The sequence below is a fragment of the Salmonella sp. SA14318 genome, assembly GCF_029866905.1.
GTDB classification, from domain to species: domain Bacteria; phylum Pseudomonadota; class Gammaproteobacteria; order Enterobacterales; family Enterobacteriaceae; genus Salmonella; species Salmonella enterica.
In genome coordinates this window covers 1,687,916-1,708,655 of sequence record NZ_CP123282.1, presented here as the reverse complement: position 1 = coordinate 1,708,655, position 20,740 = coordinate 1,687,916, and the positions used below count along the sequence as shown (strand labels likewise).

Here is a 20,740-nt window from a genome sequence, read left to right as displayed (position 1 = left end):
ATACTACCACCACGCGTGGAAATGATGTACCGGACCAATGCCCTTCCCCACTTCCAGCGTGTCCGCCTGCGCCAGCGCCGCCGAAAGCCATGCCTTCGCCTCGTTTACCGTCTCTCCCCAACAGCGATGCCGGGGCCGTAACGCCGCCAGCGCTGCCGACAGCGTACAGCCCGTCCCATGCGTATTTTTGGTGTTCACACGCGGCGCGCTAAAACGTTGCTCGCCCTCACGGGTAAAGAGCCAGTCCGGGCTTTGCGCATCCTCTAAATGCCCGCCTTTCATCAATACCGCTTCACACCCCATCGCCAGTAACGCCCGCCCCTGCGCCAGCATCTCCTGTTCCGTATGCGCATGGGGCGCATCCAGCAATGCTGCGGCTTCCGGCAAATTAGGCGTAATCAGCGATACCTGCGGCAACAGCCGGACGCGTAATGTTTCTATCGCAGAGGGCGAGAGCAACGGATCGCCGCTTTTCGCCAGCATCACCGTATCCAGCACCACATTACGTACATGATGGCGCTGTAGTCGTTCCGCCACGGCCTCGACAATATCGGTTTCCGCCAGCATCCCGATTTTTGTGGTATCAATGCGCACATCGCTGAACACGGAATCAAGTTGAGCGGCGACAAAGTCCGGCTCTATCCGGTACACCGACTGTACGCCACAGGTATTTTGCGCCACCAGCGCGGTGATGACCGAACAGCCATATGCGCCCAGCGCGGAAAAGGTCTTGAGATCCGCCTGGATACCGGCCCCGCCGCTGGGATCGGTACCGGCAATCGTCAGCGCGTTAATTCGTTGCATTGGCCGCCTCCACATCCAGATGATAGAGCGCATCAAGAAAAGCCGGGATGAAGCTGCCCGGTCCTTCGCTACGCTCTGCCGCGGCCTGTCCAGCCAGTTTCATCCAGCAGCAGGCCGAAGCGACATTGTCCAGCGCGGCGCCCGGTAACGCGCAACTGGCGGCGACGACCGCCGACAACGCGCAGCCGGTGCCTACAATGCGAGTCATTAACGGATCGCCGCCGGGAATGCTCAGCGTGCGCTGACCGTTAGTGACGTAATCTACCTCTCCGGTAACCACAACGATGCAGTCTATCTGACGCGCCAGCGCCTGCGCCGCAGGCAGTGCGGCCAACGCCGCCTCGGTGGTATCTACGCCGCGTCCGCCCAGCGCCATGCCGGATAACGCCAGGATTTCCGAGGCGTTGCCGCGTATTGCCGCCGGGCGCAGGGACAAGAGATCCAGGCAAAATCGCCGACGAAATTCCAGCGCGCCCACCGCGACAGGATCAAGCGTCCACGGCGTTTTGGCATCATAAGCGCTTTCTACCGCCCCACGCATCGCGTCAGCGCGTGAGGCGGTTAATGTTCCGACATTAACCAGCAAGGCGTTGGCGATGGCGGCAAACGGTCTGGCCTCGACGGGATCAATCACCATGGCGGGTGAAGCGCCCAGCGCCAGCAGCGTATTGGCGGTAAACGTTTGTACGACGTCATTCGTCATACAGTGCGTAAGCGGGAAGAGCGCGCGAAAGTGTTTTAACGTATGCGCCGCAAGCGTGCGGCAGTGCAGGTCAGGCTGCATAGTTCAGCTCCTGCCCGCGTGAAGAAGGGACACGAGCAGTGTCAGACTTCCCTACGCTGGCATTATCCAGATCAGGTGGTACGGGTATTTCTCAGCCTTCACAACGAAGGGCACCCCGAGTCGTCAAGCCCCACCGTGTTAAGCGGGGTTTCGCTATTAAGCATACTGTCTGCGCCAGACAATGTAAATTTACAGCCAGCGGCGGACGATAATTTCAGCGTTATCAGATAGTTCTCAAAACCTATTCGGTTCTGGCAAACTTGCTGGCGGATATGTTGCTGCACGACGCTTTCGTTTACACTTTTTACGAAAAGGGGCGTGAGATAACAAAATAGCGCTTGTCAGATACGCCACCAGCAGAAATGATACACACGATGTTAACTGACCCGCATATGTGGAGGGTAAAAGTATGAAAAGTAAGTTGCTGCCTTGCGCGCTGTTGCTTGCAACCAGTTTTGCATGGGCCGCCCCCGCGACAACGGGCATTGATCAATATGAGTTAAAAAGCTTTATCGCCGACTTCACCCACTTCAAGCCCGGCGATACCGTTCCGCAAATGTACCGCACCGATGAGTATAATATTAAACAGTGGAAATTACGTAATCTGCCCGCGCCAGATGCCGGTACTCACTGGACCTATATGGGCGGCGCGTATGTACTGATTAACGATACCGATGGAAAAATCATCAAAGCCTATGATGGCGAGATTTTTTATCATCGATAAAAAAAGCCCCCTCATCCAGAGGGGGAAATACAGCCCCATGTTACTTTTTTATTAGCCCTTAATCACTCTATCCCCTTCAAACTGCCTTTTTGTTGACTGCCTTCACTACCCGATTCGCTCTGGATCCCGCCCTTTTGAAACTACCGCATACCACATTAAAATTTATTGCAGAAAGATTGTCATCCCGGTCACTTATTATTGTAAGTGACCGGGAGTTCATTCACCTATCGCGCCATATATCTTAAATATTTTTCATATATATTAATCGTATTTCACATAGATCAGTGCAGTCGCTTTTAGATCGCCCGGCTTTATATTGTCTCGGTCATAAACATAATAACTGGCGATAATAGGGATTGTTATCATATCACTGTTGAGCGGCGTGCCTACTTGATCCACTTTCCATAACGTTGAAGCATTACCCTGCTCTGCTGTATTTGAAATATTCACCGTTTTTCCACCGCTCTCCAGTATAAATCCGACGCCATTATTCACAGCACCACGCAACACAGAATAGCTATCTGGTATTAAATCACTGCTGGAGAGATAAACCGTCATTTTACGCGATGTTTGTTTAGCATTACCAAAAAGATTATCACACTGGAGTCGAATATTATCCGCGGCATTTTTGTTGCTGACCTTGCCTGTGTTATATAATTCAGAAAGCGCAATATTCGGTAGCGTGATCGTCAGATCTTCAGGTTTGCAGGTTGTCTGCTTGCGATCGTAGGACACAAACAGATCAAATGAATATAACCCTGCACCTCTAAGATAACTATTATAATCTGCGGCACAGGCATTCCAGCCTCTTCCTGCTAGCAGGCACCCTAAAAACCGCAAACTGGCCGTAAACTGAGTTGCAGAAGAAGCGCTTGTTATTGATACCACCCCGTTGATTAGGACACTGTTCCCACTACCGGCAGAAATATTTACATTCGCCCCAGAGGAAGCGGGTTCAACCGTTACCGTATAGCCCGTTGTAAACGGCATTGTGAGAGTATTATTATCTGCCCAGGCGATTTTTAACTTCAGTTTTACTGTATCATTGTATAATCCCACGATGATATCGGAAGGATCCATACGCGTTATCTTATAAGTCCCTGAACAAGTTGTATCGTTAAAATTATGGCTATAAGTTGCGGACTGATTAGGGTTAATCGTAAAATCCTCACGAATAATTAAATTATCCTGATAAGTAATTTCTCCCGTACAGGCTGCGTATGTTTCAGGTAAAATCAATAACATCACGATAAAAAGAAAGAGTTTCATTTCACCACCTCACCACTACCGACAAATATAAACTTTACTTTCATCAACCGTTTTACCAAAGGTGATTGAACATGAAAGCCCCTGCTCTTTATCTACTGGTACACTGACTTCGGGCGGAATATCATTCGTTCGAATAAATAGCTGACTACCTTGTCCAACAATGCCCACATTATGACCATGATGATCTACTACATCATAACCAAAAATAAGAGGCGAGCCATCAGGACGCTGCGCTTTAATAAACCATGGTTTACGCTGGTCGGTATCAAAATTCACTAGCACGACGGCCCCTCGGTACGGGGCGGCAACTTTACGGTTACCGCGTAATTCCGTTTCACTGCTACTTTGCGACACATCAAGCATAAGATGGTTTTCGCGATATGGCGTAAGGTTGTCATAAACCACCGTTCCTTTTTTATTGGTGGTCCGATATTTTTGGCCGTTAACGTAGGCTCCTTCAAGTCCCGGAGCCTGCATAATCGCAAAGGTATCTGAAAGCCGGCTGGATAAATTCAACCCGCCACTCCAGGCTACAACCCCACCGGAAATACTTCCGCCGGTCTGAGTATAATTGGACGACTGGCTGTAACTACCATTAAGCGTTGCAACGGGCGTATTCCAGGTTAAATTCGTCCCCGCTGTGGTCTCACTATCCTGTCGCTGATGACTAACATTCACGCCGTAATTAAATTGATCGCGACTGCCTGCCGTACCGGTTAAACCAATATTGTTTGAGGTAAATCCATCATCATCAAAGGTCGTCGAGTTCGACACATTCAGATGACGGCGCGGGGTAGTAATACCGTCCCCCCAGTCAAAGGGAATTGAAATAAACAGGTTAAAACGTTTATCTTCATTATGATCCTCGTCGTAAGTCTGACTGGCGGATAACGTATAATTAATTTTCTGGAACGTATTGGAATAGCTTATTTGATAATCTTTACTGGTGCCGCTACGTCCCCAGTAATCACGCCATAATGCACTCAGTGATACTGCGCCCCATCCTTCTGGCAAGGATTGGCCCACATTAGCTGAAAACGTATTTTTACGCCCAAAATCGTTTTGATAATAATCAGCAATATCGTATACATCATTCTTATCGCGACGATAGTTATTTTTATTATTGGCCCAGACATGATCGTTAAATGTGCGGTAATCCTGTGATGAATACCGATACGCAGCCAGACCAAACCGAGTTAATGTTTGGGTCAGGTATTTATTATAAGCAATCTGATAACTCTGACCATCAAATACATCGCCATTATCCTGTTTACTGTGCGATCGCGTAGCGTCAAGCGAAATGGCGCCAATCCGGGTATTCCACCCCGTGCCGAGGGTAAACGCATTATAATGGTTCGATAGCATCGTACCGCCATAAAGCGTCAACAGGTTATTAAGGCCATACTGATAACTGATTTGTGTAAAATCGGCCTGATTATCGGCGCCTTCAATATGACTACGGCCGGCGGAAAAATCATACTTAGAGACGCCAGGCTGCAACATGTTCGGTACGGAAGCGTAAGGCACCAGCCAGGTATTTATCGAACCATCCGCCTCACGCACGGTGACATCAAGATCCGCGCCACCGCCCGCGAGTTGCAGATCCGCAATGGAAAAGGGGCCAGGAGGAACCTCTTTCTGATAAACAACGAATCCGTTCTGTTCGATGGTTACCAAAGCGTTAGTCTGTGCAATCCCCTGCACCAACGGCGTAAAATTCTGTCTCGAGTTTGGCAACATTTGCATATCGCGGAACAGGCGAACGCCGGTAAATCTCACAGAATCAAAAATCTCTGACGAGGTATACTGATCCCCGGCGCGTAATGTGCCGAGGAGCTCAGCGATACCGCGCTCCAGATACAATGTGTTGCTTTTCCACTCACCGCTGCTGCCATCGGTTTTATTAAATGTGGTATCCGCATGCGCTTGCCAGCCCAACAGATTGAAACCGCTATTGAACCGAGCGTAAGTACTTTCACTACTGCCAGAATTCTTATAGTCACTGTAATACTGGCTGGCATAGTAAGAAGTATAAAATGCATTGATGCCGCGATCCCAGTTTTCAGGCAATACATAACCCGCCTCGACCTCATTTACATAGGCCTGGGGGACGCTCAAATCCAGCCGAAAAACGCCAATATTAAAAGTATAGCCACCGCTTCTCACGACATCTTTTAACGCAATACAATCCGTTGCTCCCTGCGGTTGCAGACCATCGCTTATCACACCAATATTTTTCAACAACTCAGTTGAAATACACGTGCTACCGGGGTCATCGGCAACAATGATATCGTATTTACCTCGCCATTGATTGTTGACATAAATATCCAGTTCGTACTGTCCCGGAATTGGCTTATTCTCATCCAGATGGAAATTTGTTATTTTTTGATCTCTCATTCCCCCCACCATAAAATGGGTATCAAACGTTTCCGTCGCGATAGCCTGCGTTTGCCAGGTAAACAGAGTCAATAAAACAAGCGAAGCGATGGGCGTCATCCTTGGCATGATGAACTCCTGTTTATTTTACATTGATTTTGCTACTAATATAGTTACCATTATCATCAATAATCGTTACTTCATACTGGCTTGTTGACGCATATTTCATGTTAATATTCTGCGTCGATAGCGGTGGCAGCATGATAGTTTGATCATTAATCTTAGTATTTCCTGCTTTTACATCCGTCACGGTAATCCAGTTTGCAGTATCATTTTTCATGATGACAGTTTTATTACTGCGAAATAAACCAATCCGCTGAAAACTGTCTTTGGTTACGGCGGCAATTCGACTGGGGCGCCATATTAATTTTATTCGATTCTGCATTGCGAATTTAAGCACATTTTTACCGGCGTTTTCCTGGCTGTTTGGTGGAATATCAAGCACATTCAGATAAAACAGACTTTCTTTGTTGTCCGGTAAGCTATTAGGCATTTTCTTGATTTTGATCTGCTGACCAGACTCAGCGGCAACGCGCGCCACTGGCGGCGTCAGCATAAATGGCACCTGAATTTTTTCTGGCGGTAATGAAGTGTTACCGTCATCAATCCAGGACTGTACCAGCGAAGCTTGCTCGCCCTGATTCACCAATTGTACAACGACTTCTTTCTTCTCTGCCGGGTAAATCACACGCGTACCATAAATAACAATACCAGCATGCGCAGGCAAAATTATGGCAGATAATAATACTGCAGATAATATTTTCATATTTACACGGCCTTGCTTATAAAAAACCGGCGACGAACGCCGCCGGTTGAATAAATTAGTCAGTAACAACCGTTAAAGTCAGTGTTGAGCTAACATCACCAGAAGCAACATCACCGTCTAAACGCGCATAGCGTGCTAAAAAAGTCAGGTCGTATTCACCGCTGCTATTTGGATCTAGTGTCACCCCCGTCTCTGGATCAATCTGATTATCCGTACTTCCGTAGTAAACCGCAAAACCGACACCTTTGGCAGACCCGTTATTAAATGTGATATCGTGGCTGTCAAATTGCGTTGAAGAGAAGGTAATACGCGGCGCTACACCCTGTTGACATTTTATTTTCAACGGCATCTGAGTTTGATTAGTTACTGCGTCATAAATCTGACCCGGGGTTAAATTAATTATTTTATCCGCACCAATTTCATTCAGTCTAATTTCAGCGGTGTTCGTACCCAAAAATTGACAGGTAGTACCAACCACCTTTCCGTTAATATTCAGAACGCCTGAATCATACTCATCAGCAGCAAAAGCCCCTGCGCTCATAAATACAGCAGACAATACAGAAGCAGCAATAAGTGAACGTTTCATAATCTCTTCCTTAATGAAGTAATTTCTATTTGTTAAGAGTTATTAACCCTTGCAAAGAAAATTCTCATAGACAGGAGGTTATCGCAATGTAAACACGATGTTTTGTTGATTTAAAACAATTTACAGATTGCAATATAATTGCAACAAATAATCATTGCTTATCATTATTTTGTAAACTTATTAATTTCCGAAATTTACTGCCCTTAAATATAAACACAACAAATAAAAAAGCCCATATCATTGATATCAATGATATGGGCCTGCGGAATTAATAAGAATTAGTCGTAATGATTAACAACAATCTGTCGGGTGCTATCACCAGGCACCGTGTATAGCTGCGTTGTCACACCTCTCATCGGCGTAGCGGCGGGTGTTTGCAGCGTTGAAACGTGGATAGTGTTGCCGCAACGCTGCTGCAACTGCGCGTTTACCACTTCTGTACTGCACGTTGGCGCGGTCACTTTTCCACTGATGGTTAATGTTGCGGTGTCGGAGGCAAAAACGGGTACGCTTATCCCATAAGCCGAAACTATAATTCCCATCAGCAAATATTTTTTCATAGTGAGCAATTGTTCCTCTGGTGAACGTCAAACAGTATGCAGGCCGTCCTGATGAGCAGTATGAACGTATCGATACCTTAAAACCAATTGAAAAAATAAATCAGTAGGATAGGTATGATCAATTCAAATAATGTTTTTGCCGATTATTTCAGATAAACACCTGTCTGTTTAAGCAGGAATTAACAATGCGGGGGCTATTATTTTATTAATACATTCACTGCATCAATATATATTAATGCAGTGAATGTCATATTCTCTTTGGAATACGTCAGGAGGATTACACCGCGCGGAAGGCGATTTCTCCCGGAATCACTTCACCCTGCCAGTAAAGCTGTGCCGCAACGCGATCGGCCAGTTCGCGATAGATCGCGGTAAATTCGCTCTCCGGACGGCTAACCACCGTCGGCGTACCGCGATCGAGATCTTCGCGCAGACTAATATGCAGCGGCATCTGACCCAGAAGCTGAGTATGGTATTTTTCCGCCAGCTTCTGCGCGCCGCCCGTGCCGAAGATCGGTTCGTGATGGCCGCAGTTGCTACAAATATGCATACTCATATTTTCCACAATGCCGAGCACCGGCACTTCCACCTTCTCGAACATCACGATACCTTTTTTGGCGTCGATTAGCGCGATATCCTGCGGCGTAGTCACCACCACCGCGCCGGTAACAGGAATGTTCTGCGCCAGCGTTAGCTGAATATCCCCGGTTCCCGGCGGCATATCCAGTACCAGATAATCCAGATCCGGCCACAGCGTCTCCTGCAACATCTGCATCAGCGCCTTACTGGCCATTGGGCCGCGCCATACCATCGCGTTATCGTCAGTCACCAGATAGCCGATCGAGTTGGTCGCCAGGCCGTGAGACATAATCGGCGCCATATGCGTACCGTCTGGCGATGTCGGGCGCTGATCTTCTGCGCCAAGCATGGTTGGGATCGACGGACCGTAAATATCGGCATCGAGAACCCCGACCTTTGCGCCTTCAGCCGCTAACGCCAGCGCCAGGTTTACCGCCGTGGACGATTTACCCACCCCGCCTTTACCGGAGCTCACGGCAATGATGTTTTTCACGCCATTAATGCCAGGCTGATTTTTGACGCGTTTCAGCGTCGCAATGTTGTACGACAGTTTCCAGTCGATCGCTTTTGCGCCTGTAATACGTAACAGATCGGCGCTGCATTGCTCTTTTAATACCTCAAACGCGCTGTTCCAGACGAACGGCATGACCAGCTCAACGTGCAGCGTATCATCCATCCAGGCGACGTGGTGCAACGCCTTAAGCGTGGTGAGGTTATGCTTCAGGGTTGGGTGCTGAAAATTCGCCAGCGTCCCGGCGACCATCGCTCGCAGGGTATCTGGTGATTTGGCCTGGGATTGTTCGTTCATCCCGACTCCTTTTGTAGTTCTGAAAAGTACGATTGTAACTTTGTAGTTTACTCCAGCGGTAACAATTATTCATTTACGGATAAATGCCCTTATCGATTGGCGCAGTAATTACCATTTTGGTACTATCAAAGCCCTTTTTTACAACAGAAGAAGTAATACCCACTATGACTCAAGTCGCGAAGAAAATTCTGGTAACGTGCGCGCTGCCGTACGCCAACGGCTCTATCCACCTCGGCCATATGCTGGAGCACATCCAGGCTGATGTCTGGGTCCGTTACCAGCGAATGCGCGGCCATGAGGTTAACTTCATCTGTGCCGATGACGCTCATGGCACGCCGATCATGCTGAAAGCGCAGCAGCTTGGTATTACGCCGGAGCAAATGATCGGTGAAATGAGCCAGGAGCACCAGACCGATTTCGCCGGTTTTAATATTAGCTACGACAACTACCACTCAACGCACAGCGACGAGAATCGCGAGCTGTCCGAGCTGATTTATACGCGCCTGAAAGAGAACGGTTTTATTAAGAACCGCACCATCTCTCAACTCTACGATCCGGAAAAAGGCATGTTCCTGCCGGACCGATTTGTGAAAGGCACCTGCCCGAAATGTAAATCCGCAGACCAGTACGGCGATAACTGCGAAGTCTGCGGCGCAACTTACAGCCCGACCGAACTTATCGAACCGAAATCCGTGGTGTCCGGCGCGACGCCGGTAATGCGTGACTCCGAGCACTTTTTCTTTGATCTGCCGTCATTCAGCGAAATGCTGCAGACGTGGACCCGCAGCGGCGCGCTGCAGGAACAGGTCGCTAACAAGATGCAGGAGTGGTTCGAGTCCGGCCTACAGCAGTGGGACATTTCCCGCGATGCACCTTACTTCGGCTTCGAAATCCCCAACGCGCCGGGCAAATATTTTTACGTCTGGCTGGATGCGCCAATTGGCTACATGGGCTCCTTCAAGAACCTGTGCGACAAGCGCGGCGACACCGTAAGCTTCGACGAATACTGGAAGAAAGACTCCACCGCCGAGCTGTATCACTTTATCGGCAAAGATATCGTCTACTTCCACAGCCTGTTCTGGCCGGCGATGCTGGAAGGCAGCAGCTTCCGCAAGCCGACCAACCTGTTCGTTCACGGTTACGTGACGGTGAACGGCGCGAAGATGTCTAAGTCTCGCGGCACCTTTATTAAGGCTAGCACCTGGTTGAAACACTTTGACGCCGACAGCCTGCGCTACTACTACACCGCGAAGCTTTCTTCACGCATTGACGACATCGACCTGAACCTGGAAGACTTTGTCCAGCGCGTCAATGCCGATATCGTCAATAAAGTAGTCAACCTGGCCTCGCGTAACGCCGGTTTTATCAATAAGCGTTTCGACGGCGTGCTGGCGACTGAACTGGCCGATCCGCAATTGTATAAAACCTTTACTGACGCCGCTGCGGTGATTGGTGAAGCATGGGAAAGCCGTGAATTCGGTAAAGCTATCCGTGAGATTATGGCGCTGGCCGACGTCGCTAACCGTTATGTTGACGAGCAAGCGCCGTGGGTGGTGGCTAAACAGGAAGGCCGCGACGCGGACCTGCAGGCCATTTGCTCGATGGGCATCAACCTGTTCCGCGTGCTGATGACGTATCTGAAACCGGTACTGCCGACGCTTTCTGAACGCGTTGAAGCCTTCCTGAACAGCGAACTGAACTGGGATGCTATTGAACAGCCGCTGCTCGGTCACAAGGTCAACACCTTTAAGGCGCTCTACAATCGCATCGACATGAAGCAAGTTGAAGCGCTGGTTGAATCGTCTAAAGAAGAGGTGAAAGCCGCAGCCGCGCCGGTTACCGGCCCGTTAGCCGACTTCCCGATTCAGGAAACCATCACCTTTGACGATTTCGCCAAAATTGACCTGCGCGTAGCATTGATTGAAAACGCTGAGTTCGTAGACGGTTCTGACAAATTGCTGCGCCTGACGCTGGATCTGGGCGGCGAGAAGCGTAACGTCTTCTCCGGCATTCGTTCCGCCTACCCGGACCCGCAGGCGCTGATTGGCCGCCAGACGGTAATGGTCGCCAACCTCGCGCCGCGTAAAATGCGCTTTGGCGTCTCCGAGGGAATGGTGATGGCCGCAGGACCTGGCGGGAAAGATATCTTCCTGTTAAGCCCTGATGACGGCGCGAAGCCTGGCCAACAGGTGAAATAAGCAACAAGCCGGAGCATGCTCCGGCTTTTTTAACCGCTTAATCCTGACTGGCATATCGCCTCCTCCGCACGTTTTAACTTTTTCCTTAATAAGCAATAGCGCTAAGACTCCATATCCGGACTGCTAAATAACGGCTAAAAGTCATATTCTATCTCTCCCTGATACATTGCTATTACTGGGTTAAATTAATTCATTGAAATTATTTTAAAAACCCAATCATTATATAAAATGGAGTTTTAGATGAAAATTTCTGGCAAGTTATTGTCCGCGGCTTTGGCTTCCGTACTGGTGTTCTCTCTTGCTGGCTGTGGCGATAAAGAAGAATCAAAGACCTTTAACGCAAACCTGGCGGGGACAGAAATTTCAATTACTTACACCTATAAAGGTGACAAAATCATTAAGCAGACGTCTGAAAGTAAAATCAGCTATGCCACTGTAGGCGCTAAAACGAAAGAAGATGCCGCCAAAATTCTCGATCCGCTGAGCGCGAAATATAAAAATATCGCCGGAGTGGAAGAAAAATTAACCTATGAAGATACCTATGCCCAGGAAAACGTCTCTGTGGATATGGAAAAAGTGGACTTTAAAGCGTTACAGCAAATCTCAGGGACAATGGTGTCCGGCGATACCAGCAAAGGTATCAGCATGAAACAAACCCAGACGCTGCTGGAAGCTGCTGGTTTTAAAGAAGCGAAATAACTGGCAGGCATAATGTATTGCATCGACTGGTAAAGTCGCTCAGGGCGCTGCTTCGGCAGCGTCTTTTCTTTATGAATTCCGAAAAAAGACAGCCTCGCTGTAAGTCCCCTCGCCAAAGCCTATAATCCCTGAATTCCTGGCCACACCAATACTTAACGACAAGGAATTGTTATGCGGGTTCTACGCCTTATGGCACTGCCACTATTCGCGCTCTCTCTATCGGTTAGCATAACTGGCTGCGATCAGAAAAACGATACTCCCCAGGGAAAGCAAAATAACATGACAGCGTTTATCAAGAAGATAGCCGCTAACAAAGAGTCAGAGGAAACACAACGCTATGTGGGTAATCTCAACGGTATTGAAATCAAGTTAACCTATTACTACAAAGGGGATATCGTTTTACGTCAAATATCTGAACATAAAATACTTTATAAAACCCTGAAAGCCAATAATAAAGAAGAAGCACAAAAAATGCTGAGTCAAGTCGGCGAAGCTTATCAGGGTATGCCGGGTTTGACTGAACGAATCGACTATTATGATAGCTATGCTACGGAATATGTGGATATTGATTTTACCCAGGCAAAAATAAGTGACCTCTGTAAATTGCCAGGATCATCAATTGACAACTGTTCCGCGTACTATCTGTCAATGATTCGCTCGCAGAAACTGTTGGAAGAGAGCGGGTATCATAGAATCAATTAGTATAATAATGCGTTTTCCCGGTCAGACAGGACGCTGCCGGGAACAATACCGCAGAATTACTTCGCCGCGTGTTCACGGGCCGCCAGACCGCGCAGAAAATAACGCATAAACTGATCGCCGCATTCGCGGAAGTTCTTATGATCCGGCGCGCGCATCATCGCGGTGATCTCTGGCATTGAGACACGAAACAACTGACCGGTAAGTATCGCCAGGATATCATCTGTTTTTAGCGAAAAGGCGATACGCAGCTTTTTCAGCACAATATTGTTGTTGATACGACGTTCCGCCGTCAATGCAGGCGCCGCCTCATCTTTGCCGCGTTTTTCATAAATGAGGCCATTGAGAAATGAGGACAACACGATATCCGGGCAACGCTGAAACCCCTCTTCCTCTTCTTTGCGCAACCAGATTGCTATCTGCTCCGGCGTAGCATCAACGTTACCCAGCGCCAGGATACGCGCCAGATCGGTATTATTAGCTTTTAAAATGTAGCGCACGCTACGCAGAATATCGTTACTCAGCATGAGGCCTTCGGTCGTTTCTATGGCAAAACGATATTCTAACAGTCTTTTACAGGCCAATCGCCTCTTTTAAACTTTTCAGATAGCGACGGCTTACCGGCACCGTCAGGCCGTTGCGTAAAATCAGCTCTGCCTGCCCATTATCCTCCAGCCGAATTTCCTGCAAATGGGCCATATTCACCAGAAACTGACGATGACAACGCAGTAGCGGCGTCCGGCTTTCCAGCGTACGCAGCGTCAGCTCGGTAAACCCCTCTTTACCTTCACTGCTGGTCACATAAACGCCGCTCATACGGCTACTGACAAAGGCGACATCATCCATTTGCAACAAATAGATCCGGCTGTGTCCGGTACAGGGAATGAATTTAAGCGCCTGCTGGTTTTCCGGCAGCAACGAAACATCCTGTTTACTGCGCTCCTGACGCAGACGATGTAACGTTTTTTCCAGCCGTTTCTCCTCTATCGGCTTGAGCAGATAATCAAAAGCGTGTTCTTCAAAGGCTTTGATGGCGTATTCGTCAAACGCGGTTAAAAAAACGATATACGGGCGGTGTTCCGGGTCAAGCATTCCTACCATCTCCAGTCCACTGATACGCGGCATCTGAATATCCAGAAACAGCACATCAGGTCGCAGCTTATGTACCGCGCCAATCGCTTCTACCGCATTCGCGCACTCTCCCACAATCTCAATGTCATCCTGCCCCTGGAGCAAAATCCGCAGATTTTCCCGCGCTAACGGCTCATCATCCACAATCAGCACTTTAATCATGCGTCCTCCTCCAGTGGAAGTCGTAATGTAATTCGGGTAAAACAGTCCGGCTCGCAGGCCACGCTAATACCATAATCATCGCCAAAGTGTTCGCGCAGACGTTTATCCACCAGACTCATCCCCAGCCCGCTACTGCCGGCGGAAGGCTGATACAGTCCCGCATTATCTTCAATATCTAACATCAAATGCTGCCCTTCGCGCCGGGCGCGAATAGCGACGTTGCCGGTATCAAGCAGTTGCGACGTGCCATGTTTAATGGCGTTCTCAACAATCGGCTGTAACGTAAACGCAGGCAATTTCTGACGTGAAAGCGTCGATGGAACATCAAGCTGTACCTGCAGACGCGACTGAAAACGCGCTTTTTCAATTTGCAGATAAGCGTTCACGTGTTCAATTTCATCCGCCAGCGTGACGATTTCCGACGGGCGTTTTAAATTTTTGCGAAAAAAGGTCGACAAGTACTGCACCAGTTGGCTGGCCTGTTCGCTGTCGCGGCGAATCACCGCTTTAATGGTATTGAGTGCATTAAACAGAAAATGCGGATTCACCTGCGCGTGCAACAGCTTGATCTCTGACTGCGTCAGCAACGCCTTCTGCCGTTCATACTGTCCGGCCAGGATCTGCGCGGATAAAAGCTGCGCAATACCCTCTCCCAGGGTGCGGTTAATTGAGCTGAACAGTCGGTTTTTCGCTTCGTACAATTTAATGGTGCCCATGACTCGCTGATTTTCGCCACGCAGCGGGATCACCAGCGTCGAGCCGAGTTTACACTGCGGGTGGAGCGAACAGCGATACGGCACTTCGTTGCCATCGGCATAAACCACCTCTCCGGTTTCAATTGCTTTCAGCGTATAACCTGATGAAATGGGTTTGCCCGGTAGATGGTGATCGTCGCCAATACCAGTAAAAGCCAGCAGTTTTTCGCGATCGGTGATGGCGACGGCGCCGATATCCAGCTCCTGATATAACACCTGCGCCACCTTCATACTGTTCACTTCGTTAAATCCCTGACGCAGAATCCCCTCCGTTGACGCGGCGACCTTCAGCGCGGTAGCAGAAAATGCCGAAGTATATTTTTCGAACATGGCGCGCTTATCGAGCAAAATACGCATGAACAGCGCGGCGCCAACGGTATTCGTCACCATCATCGGCGCGGCAATATTACTGACCAGATGCAGGGCATCGTCAAACGGCCTGGCTATCAGTAAAATGATCAGCATCTGCACCAGTTCGGCAACACACGTAATTGCTCCCGCCGTCAGCGGGCTAAACACTTTGTCCGGGCGTCCGCGACGTATGAGAACGCTGTGTACCAACCCTCCCAGCAGCCCTTCGACGATGGTGGAAATCATACAGCTCAGCGCCGTCATGCCGCCCATAGAATACCGATGTAACCCACCGGTCAGGCCGACCAGCCCGCCGACGACCGGCCCGCCGAGTAGGCCACCCATCACCGCGCCAATCGCGCGGGTATTGGCAATCGAATCTTCGATATGTAGCCCAAAATAAGTGCCCATAATGCAGAAGATAGAAAACGTGACGTAACACAGAAGCTTGTGCGGCAGACGAACCGTGACCTGCATAAGCGGGATGAACAGGCGCGTTTTACTCATTAGCCACGCAATGACCAGAAACACGCACATCTGCTGAAGCAGCAGCAACACCAGATTAAACTCGTACATACCCGCAAACCACACTTCAATTAAAAGCGCGTAACATACATTGAGTACGATTAACTTTCTTTGAACTGTTGCATAAAAATATGAATTCGTGAATACGATCACTTAAACGCCGCGCCGCAACCCGCTACTTCGCGTTTTAATGCATAAAAAACAGGCAAAACTTCCTGGTTCCTAAAAGAGCGTCTAAAGTTAAACCGGGACCTCGCGAGCAAGGGTGAAACGATGGCGCTTTACACAATTGGTGAAGTGGCTTTGCTTTGTGATATCAATCCTGTCACGTTGCGCGCGTGGCAGAGACGTTATGGACTTTTAAAACCACAGCGAACGGATGGCGGTCATCGTCTGTTTAACGATGCCGATATCGACAGAATCCGCGAAATCAAGCGCTGGATAGATAACGGCGTCCAGGTCAGCAAAGTCAAAGTGCTGCTCAGTAGCGACAGTAGCGAACAACCTAACGGCTGGCGCGAACAGCAGGAGATCCTGCTGCACTATCTGCAAAGCAGTAATCTGCACAGTTTACGGTTATGGGTCAAAGAACGCGGTCAGGATTATCCAGCCCAAACATTGACCACTAACCTGTTCGTCCCGCTGCGGCGACGATTACAGTGCCAACAACCCGCCCTTCAGGCGCTGCTCGGCATTCTTGACGGTATCCTGATCAACTATATTGCGCTCTGCCTGGCGTCTGCGCGTAAGAAACAGGGAAAAGATGCGTTGGTGATCGGCTGGAATATCCATGATACCACCCGCCTGTGGCTGGAAGGTTGGGTCGCCAGCCAACAGGGATGGCGAATCGACGTGTTGGCGCATTCGCTTAGCCAGTTCCGCCCGGAACTGTTTGACGGCAAGACGTTACTGGTATGGTGCGGAGAAAACCAGACGCTGGCGCAGCAGCAGCAACTCCTGGCATGGCGCGCCCAGGGACGCGACATTCATCCCCTTGGCGTTTAAACAGCAGCTAACAAATTCGCTTTAATGTATACTCCTTTTATTAACATAAGGAGTACATAATGCGCGTAGCGAAAATCGGGGTGATCGCCCTTTTCCTGCTGATGGCTATTGGCGGTATCGGCGGCGTGATGCTGGCAGGTTACAGTTTTATTTTGCGTGCCGGGTAAGCGCGCGCGTCAGCCTTTCAAACAGGCGATCGATAATGATCGCCGCCAGCGCCACCAGCAGCGCCCCCTGGATAACATAGGCCGTATTAAAGCCGCTAAGCCCGATAATGATCGGCGTGCCTAACGTACTGGCCCCCACCGTTGAAGCGATGGTCGCCGTACCAATATTGATAATCACCGAGGTTCGGATGCCCGCCAGAATCACCGGCGCGGCCAGCGGCAGCTCAACCTGATACAACTGTTGGCGACGGCTCATTCCCATACCGCTGGCAACGCTCATCACGCTGGCAGGCACCGCGCCCAGCCCGGCCAGGGTCGCCTGCAGGATGGGCAACACCCCATACAGGATCAAGGCGATAATGGCCGGTTGCTGACCAAAACCCATGACGGGTACCGCGATCGCCAGTACCGCGACCGGCGGAAAGGTCTGCCCGACGGCGGCGATAGTCTCCACCAGGGGACGAAACTCTTTCCCACTTTCTCGCGTGACCGCAATCCCTGCGCCGACGCCCACCACGACGGCAAACAAACTTGAGATGCCCACCAACCAGAAATGGGCGAGCGCGAGGGCGGCAAAACTCTCCTGTTGGTAGACCGGGCGCGGTAAATCGGGAAACAGCGCGGCGAAGAACGGCTGGCTATAAGGCAATCCAAACAGCAGAAGCAAGAACAGAACAATAAGCCAGAGAAGCGGATCACACAGTCGTTTCACGGGGGGACGTCTCCGAAAGCAGATCGCGGAAATGGAGCGTACCGCAGGGCTCGCCCTGCTGATTCGCCACCGGCAGGACGTCGCACCGACGGGCGACAAACATCGATAGCGCATCGCGTAGCGTCATCTCTTCCACCAGCGCGTCGCCGCTGAGCTGTTCATGCCGGCGTACATAATCGCCTACGCTACGTAACGAAAGCAGCCTTACGCCCAGCTCGCTGCGGCCAAAAAACGCCTGCACGAAATCATTTTCCGGCGAGGTCAGCATAGAAAGCGGCGATCCCTGTTGGATAACGTGGCCCCCGTCCATCAGCACCAGATGGTCGGCGAGGCGTAGCGCCTCGTCGATGTCGTGCGTCACCAGTACGATGGTGCGCCCCAGCAGCTGATGAATGCGGGTCATCTCCTGCTGCAATGCGCCGCGCGTTACCGGATCAAGCGCGCCGAAAGGCTCGTCCATCAGCAATACCTGCGGATCGGCAGCCAGCGCCCGCGCAACGCCGACCCGCTGCTGTTGCCCGCCGGAAAGCTGATGCGGATAACGATCGCGCAGCGCGCTTTCCAGACCCAATAATGCCATCAGTTCATCAATACGATCGTTAATCCGCGCACGCGACCACTTTTGTAGTTGCGGTACGGTGGCGATATTTTGCGCCACCGTCCAGTGGGGAAAAAGACCGATAGACTGAATGGCATAGCCCATGCGACGGCGCAGTTCAAGCACCGGCAGGCTGCGGATCTCTTCCCCGGCAAAACGGATCGTTCCGCTATCATGCTCTACCAGCCGGTTAATCATCTTCAGAGTGGTCGATTTTCCCGAACCGGAGGTGCCAATTAACACCGAAAAGCTGCCTTCGCTAAAGTGCAAATTGAGGTCGCTAACAGCCTGTTGATCGCCGAAGGTTTTACTGACATGGTTAAATTCAATCATCGGTTGCTCCCTTCAAAAACGCGATCCATAAATCAAACAGCGCGTCGATCACTACCGCCAGCGCAATCACCGGAATGACGCCCAACAGGACTAAATCAATGGCGCTGCTCAATAGCCCCTGAAACACCAGCGCGCCGAAACCTCCCGCGCCAATCAGCGCGGCGACGACGGCCATTCCCACTGTCTGAACCATTACTACCCGCAGGCTACGTAAAAAGACCGGCAGCGCCAGCGGCAGTTGCACATGCCTGAAGCGCTGGCCGCTACTCATTCCCATTGCTCTTGCGCTCTCCAGCACATCGCGCGGCACCTGATTGAGCCCGGCGACCACGCCGCGCACCAGCGGCAATAACGCATAGAGCACCAGCGCTATCAGCGCAGGCGTCATGCCGGTTCCCGCGACGCCGAATTCGGCAAGCCACGGAAACTGTTTCACCAGCCCGGCCAACGGCGCAATCAGCAGGCCAAACAGCGCGACGGAAGGGATAGTCTGGATCACATTCAGCACGGTAAACACCGGCCCCTGGCGTGAGGCGGAAAAATAACACCAGACGCCCAACGGTAGTCCGATCGCCAGCGCCGGCAGCACCGTGCCCGCCAGTAACATCAAATGTTGCACCAGCGCGGCATCGAAAACATCCTGGCGGTTGGTATACTCTTTCAGAAGCGAGAGGTTGTCGAACGTGCCTGAAAACAGCAGCACCAGCGGGACAATGACAATTTGCGCGTGCAGCAACCAGCGCCACAGCGGCCCAGTGGTAATACGGCGGATCGCATCGCTACAGGCCAGCAGCATCAGACCGAGGCCCAGCCACAATCCACTTCCCAGACTGGTACGCGCCAGCGGGCTGCCCTCCTGCGCCAACTGGGTCGCCGCCCTGCCGACTCCCCACAGCATGACAATAAAAATCGTCTGCGCCATCATCAGCGTCAGTACGCTACCGCGTTTACCGGGTACAAAGCACAACGTAAACAGCGCGCATCCCGCGCCAGTCAGCATCCAGATGGTCGCCGGCCAGATCTCCCATAACTGGCGCCCCTCGCCGCTCACCAGACGATTCGGGGCGTAATTAATGAAAGGCAGCGCGACAGCAAGCAGGGTCAGAACAACCAACAGCAACAGCACACGATTAACCGTAATTTTTTTGGCAGCATCACTCACAGATTACTTCACCCACCCTTTTTGTCGGAGGTAATCTGCGGCGACTTTTTTCGCATCCAGCCCTTCTACGGCGATTCTGGCGTTCAACTGTTGCAGCGTTTTCTCATCAAGGCTGGCGAAAACGGGCTGCAGCCAGTCGGCTATCTGCGGATAGGCCTGTAACACCGATTCACGCACTACCGGCGCGGGGGCATAGATAGGCTGGACGCCTTTCGGGTCGCTCAGGGTTTGCAGACCCAGCGCGGCGACAGGGCCGTCGGTGCCATACGCCATCGCGGCGTTAACGCCGGATGTTTGTTGCGCGGCGGCTTTGATCGTGACCGCCGTATCGCCGCCCGCCAGCGACAAGAGCTGGTTCTGATTCAAGGTAAAATCATAGGCTTTTTCAAATGCCGGCAGCGCATCCGCCCGTTCGATAAATTCCGCAGACGCCGCCAGTTTAAAAGTGCCGCCCTCTTTCAGATAACGGCTGAGATCGGCAAGCGAGGAGAGTTTATTTTTTTCCGCGATGTCCTGACGTATCGCGATGGTCCAGGTGTTGTTGGCCGGCGCAGGCGTCAACCAGACCAGCTTATTCTGCTCCGCATCCAGTTTTTTGACTTTCTCAAAGCCTTGCTTTGCATTTTTCCATGCCGGATCGTTTTCATCTTTAAAAAAGAACGCCCCGTTACCGGTGTATTCCGGATAGATATCCAGCTCTCCGGCGGTAATCGCGCCACGAACGACTGGCGTCGTCCCGAGCTGAATTTTATTGACCGTTTTAACGCCGTGGCTTTCCAGTACCTGCAAAATCATGTTGCCGAGCAGCGCGCCTTCGGTATCAATCTTTGACCCGACCGTCACGGGCGATGCCGCCTGTAGAGGTAAACTCACCGTCGCCAGCAACGCCAGCGAACTTACCCATAGCTTTGAGATCGTCATGATGCT

General features: G+C 50.7%; 21 protein-coding genes and 1 riboswitch. Of the genes, 6 read left to right on the top strand and 15 right to left on the bottom strand.

The window, feature by feature from the left end:
- Positions 1 to 3: 3 nt before the first annotated feature.
- Positions 4 to 804 (bottom strand): bifunctional hydroxymethylpyrimidine kinase/phosphomethylpyrimidine kinase, encoded by an 801-nt coding sequence (gene thiD, locus QEN32_RS07980; RefSeq protein WP_024798393.1) that lies wholly within the window; start codon positions 802 to 804, stop codon positions 4 to 6.
- On the bottom strand, positions 791 to 1,588 hold the full coding sequence (gene thiM / locus QEN32_RS07975) for a hydroxyethylthiazole kinase (RefSeq protein WP_265322277.1): 798 nt from the start codon (positions 1,586 to 1,588) through the stop codon (positions 791 to 793). Before thiM ends, thiD begins: the two co-directional genes overlap by 14 nt.
- A gap of 31 nt (positions 1,589 to 1,619) precedes the next feature.
- Positions 1,620 to 1,716: riboswitch (TPP riboswitch) on the bottom strand.
- Between the two features lie 281 nt (positions 1,717 to 1,997).
- Here thiM and rcnB point away from each other — a divergent pair.
- The gene (gene rcnB, locus QEN32_RS07970; protein WP_000837534.1) at positions 1,998 to 2,312 is read left to right on the top strand and encodes a Ni(II)/Co(II) efflux transporter accessory subunit RcnB; all 315 of its coding nucleotides are present in this window, start codon (positions 1,998 to 2,000) and stop codon (positions 2,310 to 2,312) included.
- A gap of 261 nt (positions 2,313 to 2,573) precedes the next feature.
- Here rcnB and QEN32_RS07965 read toward each other — a convergent pair whose 3' ends face one another.
- The 6 genes from QEN32_RS07965 to apbC form a co-directional block, all read right to left on the bottom strand.
- On the bottom strand, positions 2,574 to 3,581 hold the full coding sequence (locus tag QEN32_RS07965) for a putative fimbrial-like adhesin protein (RefSeq protein WP_000765280.1): 1,008 nt from the start codon (positions 3,579 to 3,581) through the stop codon (positions 2,574 to 2,576).
- A gap of 15 nt (positions 3,582 to 3,596) precedes the next feature.
- On the bottom strand, positions 3,597 to 6,086 hold the full coding sequence (locus QEN32_RS07960; protein WP_001137794.1) for a fimbrial biogenesis outer membrane usher protein: 2,490 nt from the start codon (positions 6,084 to 6,086) through the stop codon (positions 3,597 to 3,599).
- Between the two features lie 13 nt (positions 6,087 to 6,099).
- Complete coding sequence (gene stcB / locus QEN32_RS07955) at positions 6,100 to 6,783, bottom strand: fimbrial biogenesis chaperone StcB (protein WP_000698775.1); 684 nt, start codon at positions 6,781 to 6,783, stop codon at positions 6,100 to 6,102.
- 55 nt (positions 6,784 to 6,838) lie between these two features.
- Entirely contained in the window at positions 6,839 to 7,369 is a 531-nt protein-coding gene (gene yehD, locus QEN32_RS07950) for a fimbrial protein YehD (RefSeq protein WP_256221432.1), read from the bottom strand.
- A 278-nt stretch (positions 7,370 to 7,647) separates the two neighbouring features.
- Entirely contained in the window at positions 7,648 to 7,929 is a 282-nt protein-coding gene (locus QEN32_RS07945) for a YehE family protein (protein ID WP_000760404.1), read from the bottom strand.
- Positions 7,930 to 8,206: 277 nt separating this feature from the next.
- Positions 8,207 to 9,316: an iron-sulfur cluster carrier protein ApbC gene (apbC, locus tag QEN32_RS07940; RefSeq protein WP_001005424.1), complete on the bottom strand. Its 1,110-nt coding sequence runs from the start codon at positions 9,314 to 9,316 to the stop codon at positions 8,207 to 8,209.
- Positions 9,317 to 9,480: 164 nt separating this feature from the next.
- On the opposite strand from apbC, the gene metG reads away from it, so the two are divergent.
- The 3 genes from metG to QEN32_RS07925 all read left to right on the top strand — a co-directional run bounded on the left by metG (position 9,481) and on the right by QEN32_RS07925 (position 12,915).
- Positions 9,481 to 11,514 carry a methionine--tRNA ligase gene (metG, locus tag QEN32_RS07935; protein WP_265322276.1) on the top strand — a complete coding sequence of 678 codons (2,034 nt, stop codon included), beginning with the start codon at positions 9,481 to 9,483 and terminating at the stop codon, positions 11,512 to 11,514.
- A 240-nt stretch (positions 11,515 to 11,754) separates the two neighbouring features.
- Positions 11,755 to 12,213, top strand: a complete 459-nt coding sequence (locus tag QEN32_RS07930) for a YehR family lipoprotein (RefSeq protein WP_000703137.1) — start codon at positions 11,755 to 11,757, stop codon at positions 12,211 to 12,213.
- A gap of 171 nt (positions 12,214 to 12,384) precedes the next feature.
- The gene (locus tag QEN32_RS07925) at positions 12,385 to 12,915 is read left to right on the top strand and encodes a YehR family lipoprotein (protein WP_079968134.1); all 531 of its coding nucleotides are present in this window, start codon (positions 12,385 to 12,387) and stop codon (positions 12,913 to 12,915) included.
- 56 nt (positions 12,916 to 12,971) lie between these two features.
- Here the strand turns inward: QEN32_RS07925 and QEN32_RS07920 are convergent, their stop codons facing one another.
- The 3 genes from QEN32_RS07920 to QEN32_RS07910 are packed head-to-tail and all read right to left on the bottom strand — an operon-like array spanning position 12,972 to position 15,887.
- Positions 12,972 to 13,439, bottom strand: a complete 468-nt coding sequence (locus tag QEN32_RS07920) for a DUF1456 family protein (RefSeq protein ID WP_000950413.1) — start codon at positions 13,437 to 13,439, stop codon at positions 12,972 to 12,974.
- A 46-nt stretch (positions 13,440 to 13,485) separates the two neighbouring features.
- Positions 13,486 to 14,205 (bottom strand): two-component system response regulator BtsR, encoded by a 720-nt coding sequence (btsR, locus tag QEN32_RS07915; protein ID WP_000598637.1) that lies wholly within the window; start codon positions 14,203 to 14,205, stop codon positions 13,486 to 13,488.
- Positions 14,202 to 15,887 (bottom strand): sensor histidine kinase, encoded by a 1,686-nt coding sequence (locus QEN32_RS07910; RefSeq protein ID WP_000272850.1) that lies wholly within the window; start codon positions 15,885 to 15,887, stop codon positions 14,202 to 14,204. The genes btsR and QEN32_RS07910 overlap by 4 nt, the downstream gene beginning before the upstream one ends.
- Positions 15,888 to 16,109: 222 nt before the next feature.
- Here QEN32_RS07910 and mlrA point away from each other — a divergent pair, with 222 nt between their 5' ends.
- Together mlrA and QEN32_RS07900 are read left to right on the top strand one after the other, a co-directional pair.
- Entirely contained in the window at positions 16,110 to 16,841 is a 732-nt protein-coding gene (gene mlrA / locus QEN32_RS07905; protein WP_001240418.1) for an HTH-type transcriptional regulator MlrA, read from the top strand.
- Between the two features lie 59 nt (positions 16,842 to 16,900).
- Complete coding sequence (locus QEN32_RS07900; RefSeq protein WP_001261696.1) at positions 16,901 to 17,008, top strand: protein YohO; 108 nt, start codon at positions 16,901 to 16,903, stop codon at positions 17,006 to 17,008.
- On the opposite strand, the gene QEN32_RS07895 is transcribed toward QEN32_RS07900, so the two are convergent.
- The 4 genes from QEN32_RS07895 to QEN32_RS07880 are packed head-to-tail and all read right to left on the bottom strand — an operon-like array spanning position 16,989 to position 20,734.
- Positions 16,989 to 17,720, bottom strand: coding sequence for an ABC transporter permease (locus QEN32_RS07895; RefSeq protein WP_000824854.1), 732 nt, complete (start codon positions 17,718 to 17,720; stop codon positions 16,989 to 16,991). The two genes, QEN32_RS07900 and QEN32_RS07895, sit on opposite strands and share 20 nt — an antisense overlap.
- The gene (locus QEN32_RS07890; protein WP_000569166.1) at positions 17,704 to 18,651 is read right to left on the bottom strand and encodes an ABC transporter ATP-binding protein; all 948 of its coding nucleotides are present in this window, start codon (positions 18,649 to 18,651) and stop codon (positions 17,704 to 17,706) included. Before QEN32_RS07890 ends, QEN32_RS07895 begins: the two co-directional genes overlap by 17 nt.
- The gene (locus QEN32_RS07885; RefSeq protein ID WP_094889184.1) at positions 18,644 to 19,813 is read right to left on the bottom strand and encodes an ABC transporter permease; all 1,170 of its coding nucleotides are present in this window, start codon (positions 19,811 to 19,813) and stop codon (positions 18,644 to 18,646) included. Before QEN32_RS07885 ends, QEN32_RS07890 begins: the two co-directional genes overlap by 8 nt.
- A gap of 3 nt (positions 19,814 to 19,816) precedes the next feature.
- A complete protein-coding gene (locus QEN32_RS07880) occupies positions 19,817 to 20,734 on the bottom strand; it encodes an ABC transporter substrate-binding protein (RefSeq protein WP_000155869.1) in 918 nt (305 codons plus the stop codon).
- Between the last annotated feature and the right edge of the window lie 6 nt (positions 20,735 to 20,740).

Bases quoted from the DNA above. Each gene is read 5' to 3' on its own strand.
- QEN32_RS07925 (WP_079968134.1), top strand. From the start codon at position 12,385: ATGCGGGTTCTACGCCTTATGGCACTGCCACTATTCGCGCTCTCTCTA.
- QEN32_RS07900 (WP_001261696.1), top strand. From the start codon at position 16,901: ATGCGCGTAGCGAAAATCGGGGTGATCGCCCTTTTCCTGCTGATGGCT.
- QEN32_RS07945 (WP_000760404.1), bottom strand. From the start codon at position 7,929: ATGAAAAAATATTTGCTGATGGGAATTATAGTTTCGGCTTATGGGATA.
- QEN32_RS07910 (WP_000272850.1), bottom strand. From the start codon at position 15,887: ATGTACGAGTTTAATCTGGTGTTGCTGCTGCTTCAGCAGATGTGCGTG.
- QEN32_RS07965 (WP_000765280.1), bottom strand. From the start codon at position 3,581: ATGAAACTCTTTCTTTTTATCGTGATGTTATTGATTTTACCTGAAACA.
- yehD (WP_256221432.1), bottom strand. From the start codon at position 7,369: ATGAAACGTTCACTTATTGCTGCTTCTGTATTGTCTGCTGTATTTATG.
- QEN32_RS07930 (WP_000703137.1), top strand. From the start codon at position 11,755: ATGAAAATTTCTGGCAAGTTATTGTCCGCGGCTTTGGCTTCCGTACTG.
- QEN32_RS07890 (WP_000569166.1), bottom strand. From the start codon at position 18,651: ATGATTGAATTTAACCATGTCAGTAAAACCTTCGGCGATCAACAGGCT.
- thiM (WP_265322277.1), bottom strand. From the start codon at position 1,588: ATGCAGCCTGACCTGCACTGCCGCACGCTTGCGGCGCATACGTTAAAA.
- metG (WP_265322276.1), top strand. From the start codon at position 9,481: ATGACTCAAGTCGCGAAGAAAATTCTGGTAACGTGCGCGCTGCCGTAC.
- btsR (WP_000598637.1), bottom strand. From the start codon at position 14,205: ATGATTAAAGTGCTGATTGTGGATGATGAGCCGTTAGCGCGGGAAAAT.
- rcnB (WP_000837534.1), top strand. From the start codon at position 1,998: ATGAAAAGTAAGTTGCTGCCTTGCGCGCTGTTGCTTGCAACCAGTTTT.
- QEN32_RS07880 (WP_000155869.1), bottom strand. From the start codon at position 20,734: ATGACGATCTCAAAGCTATGGGTAAGTTCGCTGGCGTTGCTGGCGACG.
- QEN32_RS07960 (WP_001137794.1), bottom strand. From the start codon at position 6,086: ATGCCAAGGATGACGCCCATCGCTTCGCTTGTTTTATTGACTCTGTTT.
- apbC (WP_001005424.1), bottom strand. From the start codon at position 9,316: ATGAACGAACAATCCCAGGCCAAATCACCAGATACCCTGCGAGCGATG.
- QEN32_RS07920 (WP_000950413.1), bottom strand. From the start codon at position 13,439: ATGCTGAGTAACGATATTCTGCGTAGCGTGCGCTACATTTTAAAAGCT.
- stcB (WP_000698775.1), bottom strand. From the start codon at position 6,783: ATGAAAATATTATCTGCAGTATTATTATCTGCCATAATTTTGCCTGCG.
- thiD (WP_024798393.1), bottom strand. From the start codon at position 804: ATGCAACGAATTAACGCGCTGACGATTGCCGGTACCGATCCCAGCGGC.
- mlrA (WP_001240418.1), top strand. From the start codon at position 16,110: ATGGCGCTTTACACAATTGGTGAAGTGGCTTTGCTTTGTGATATCAAT.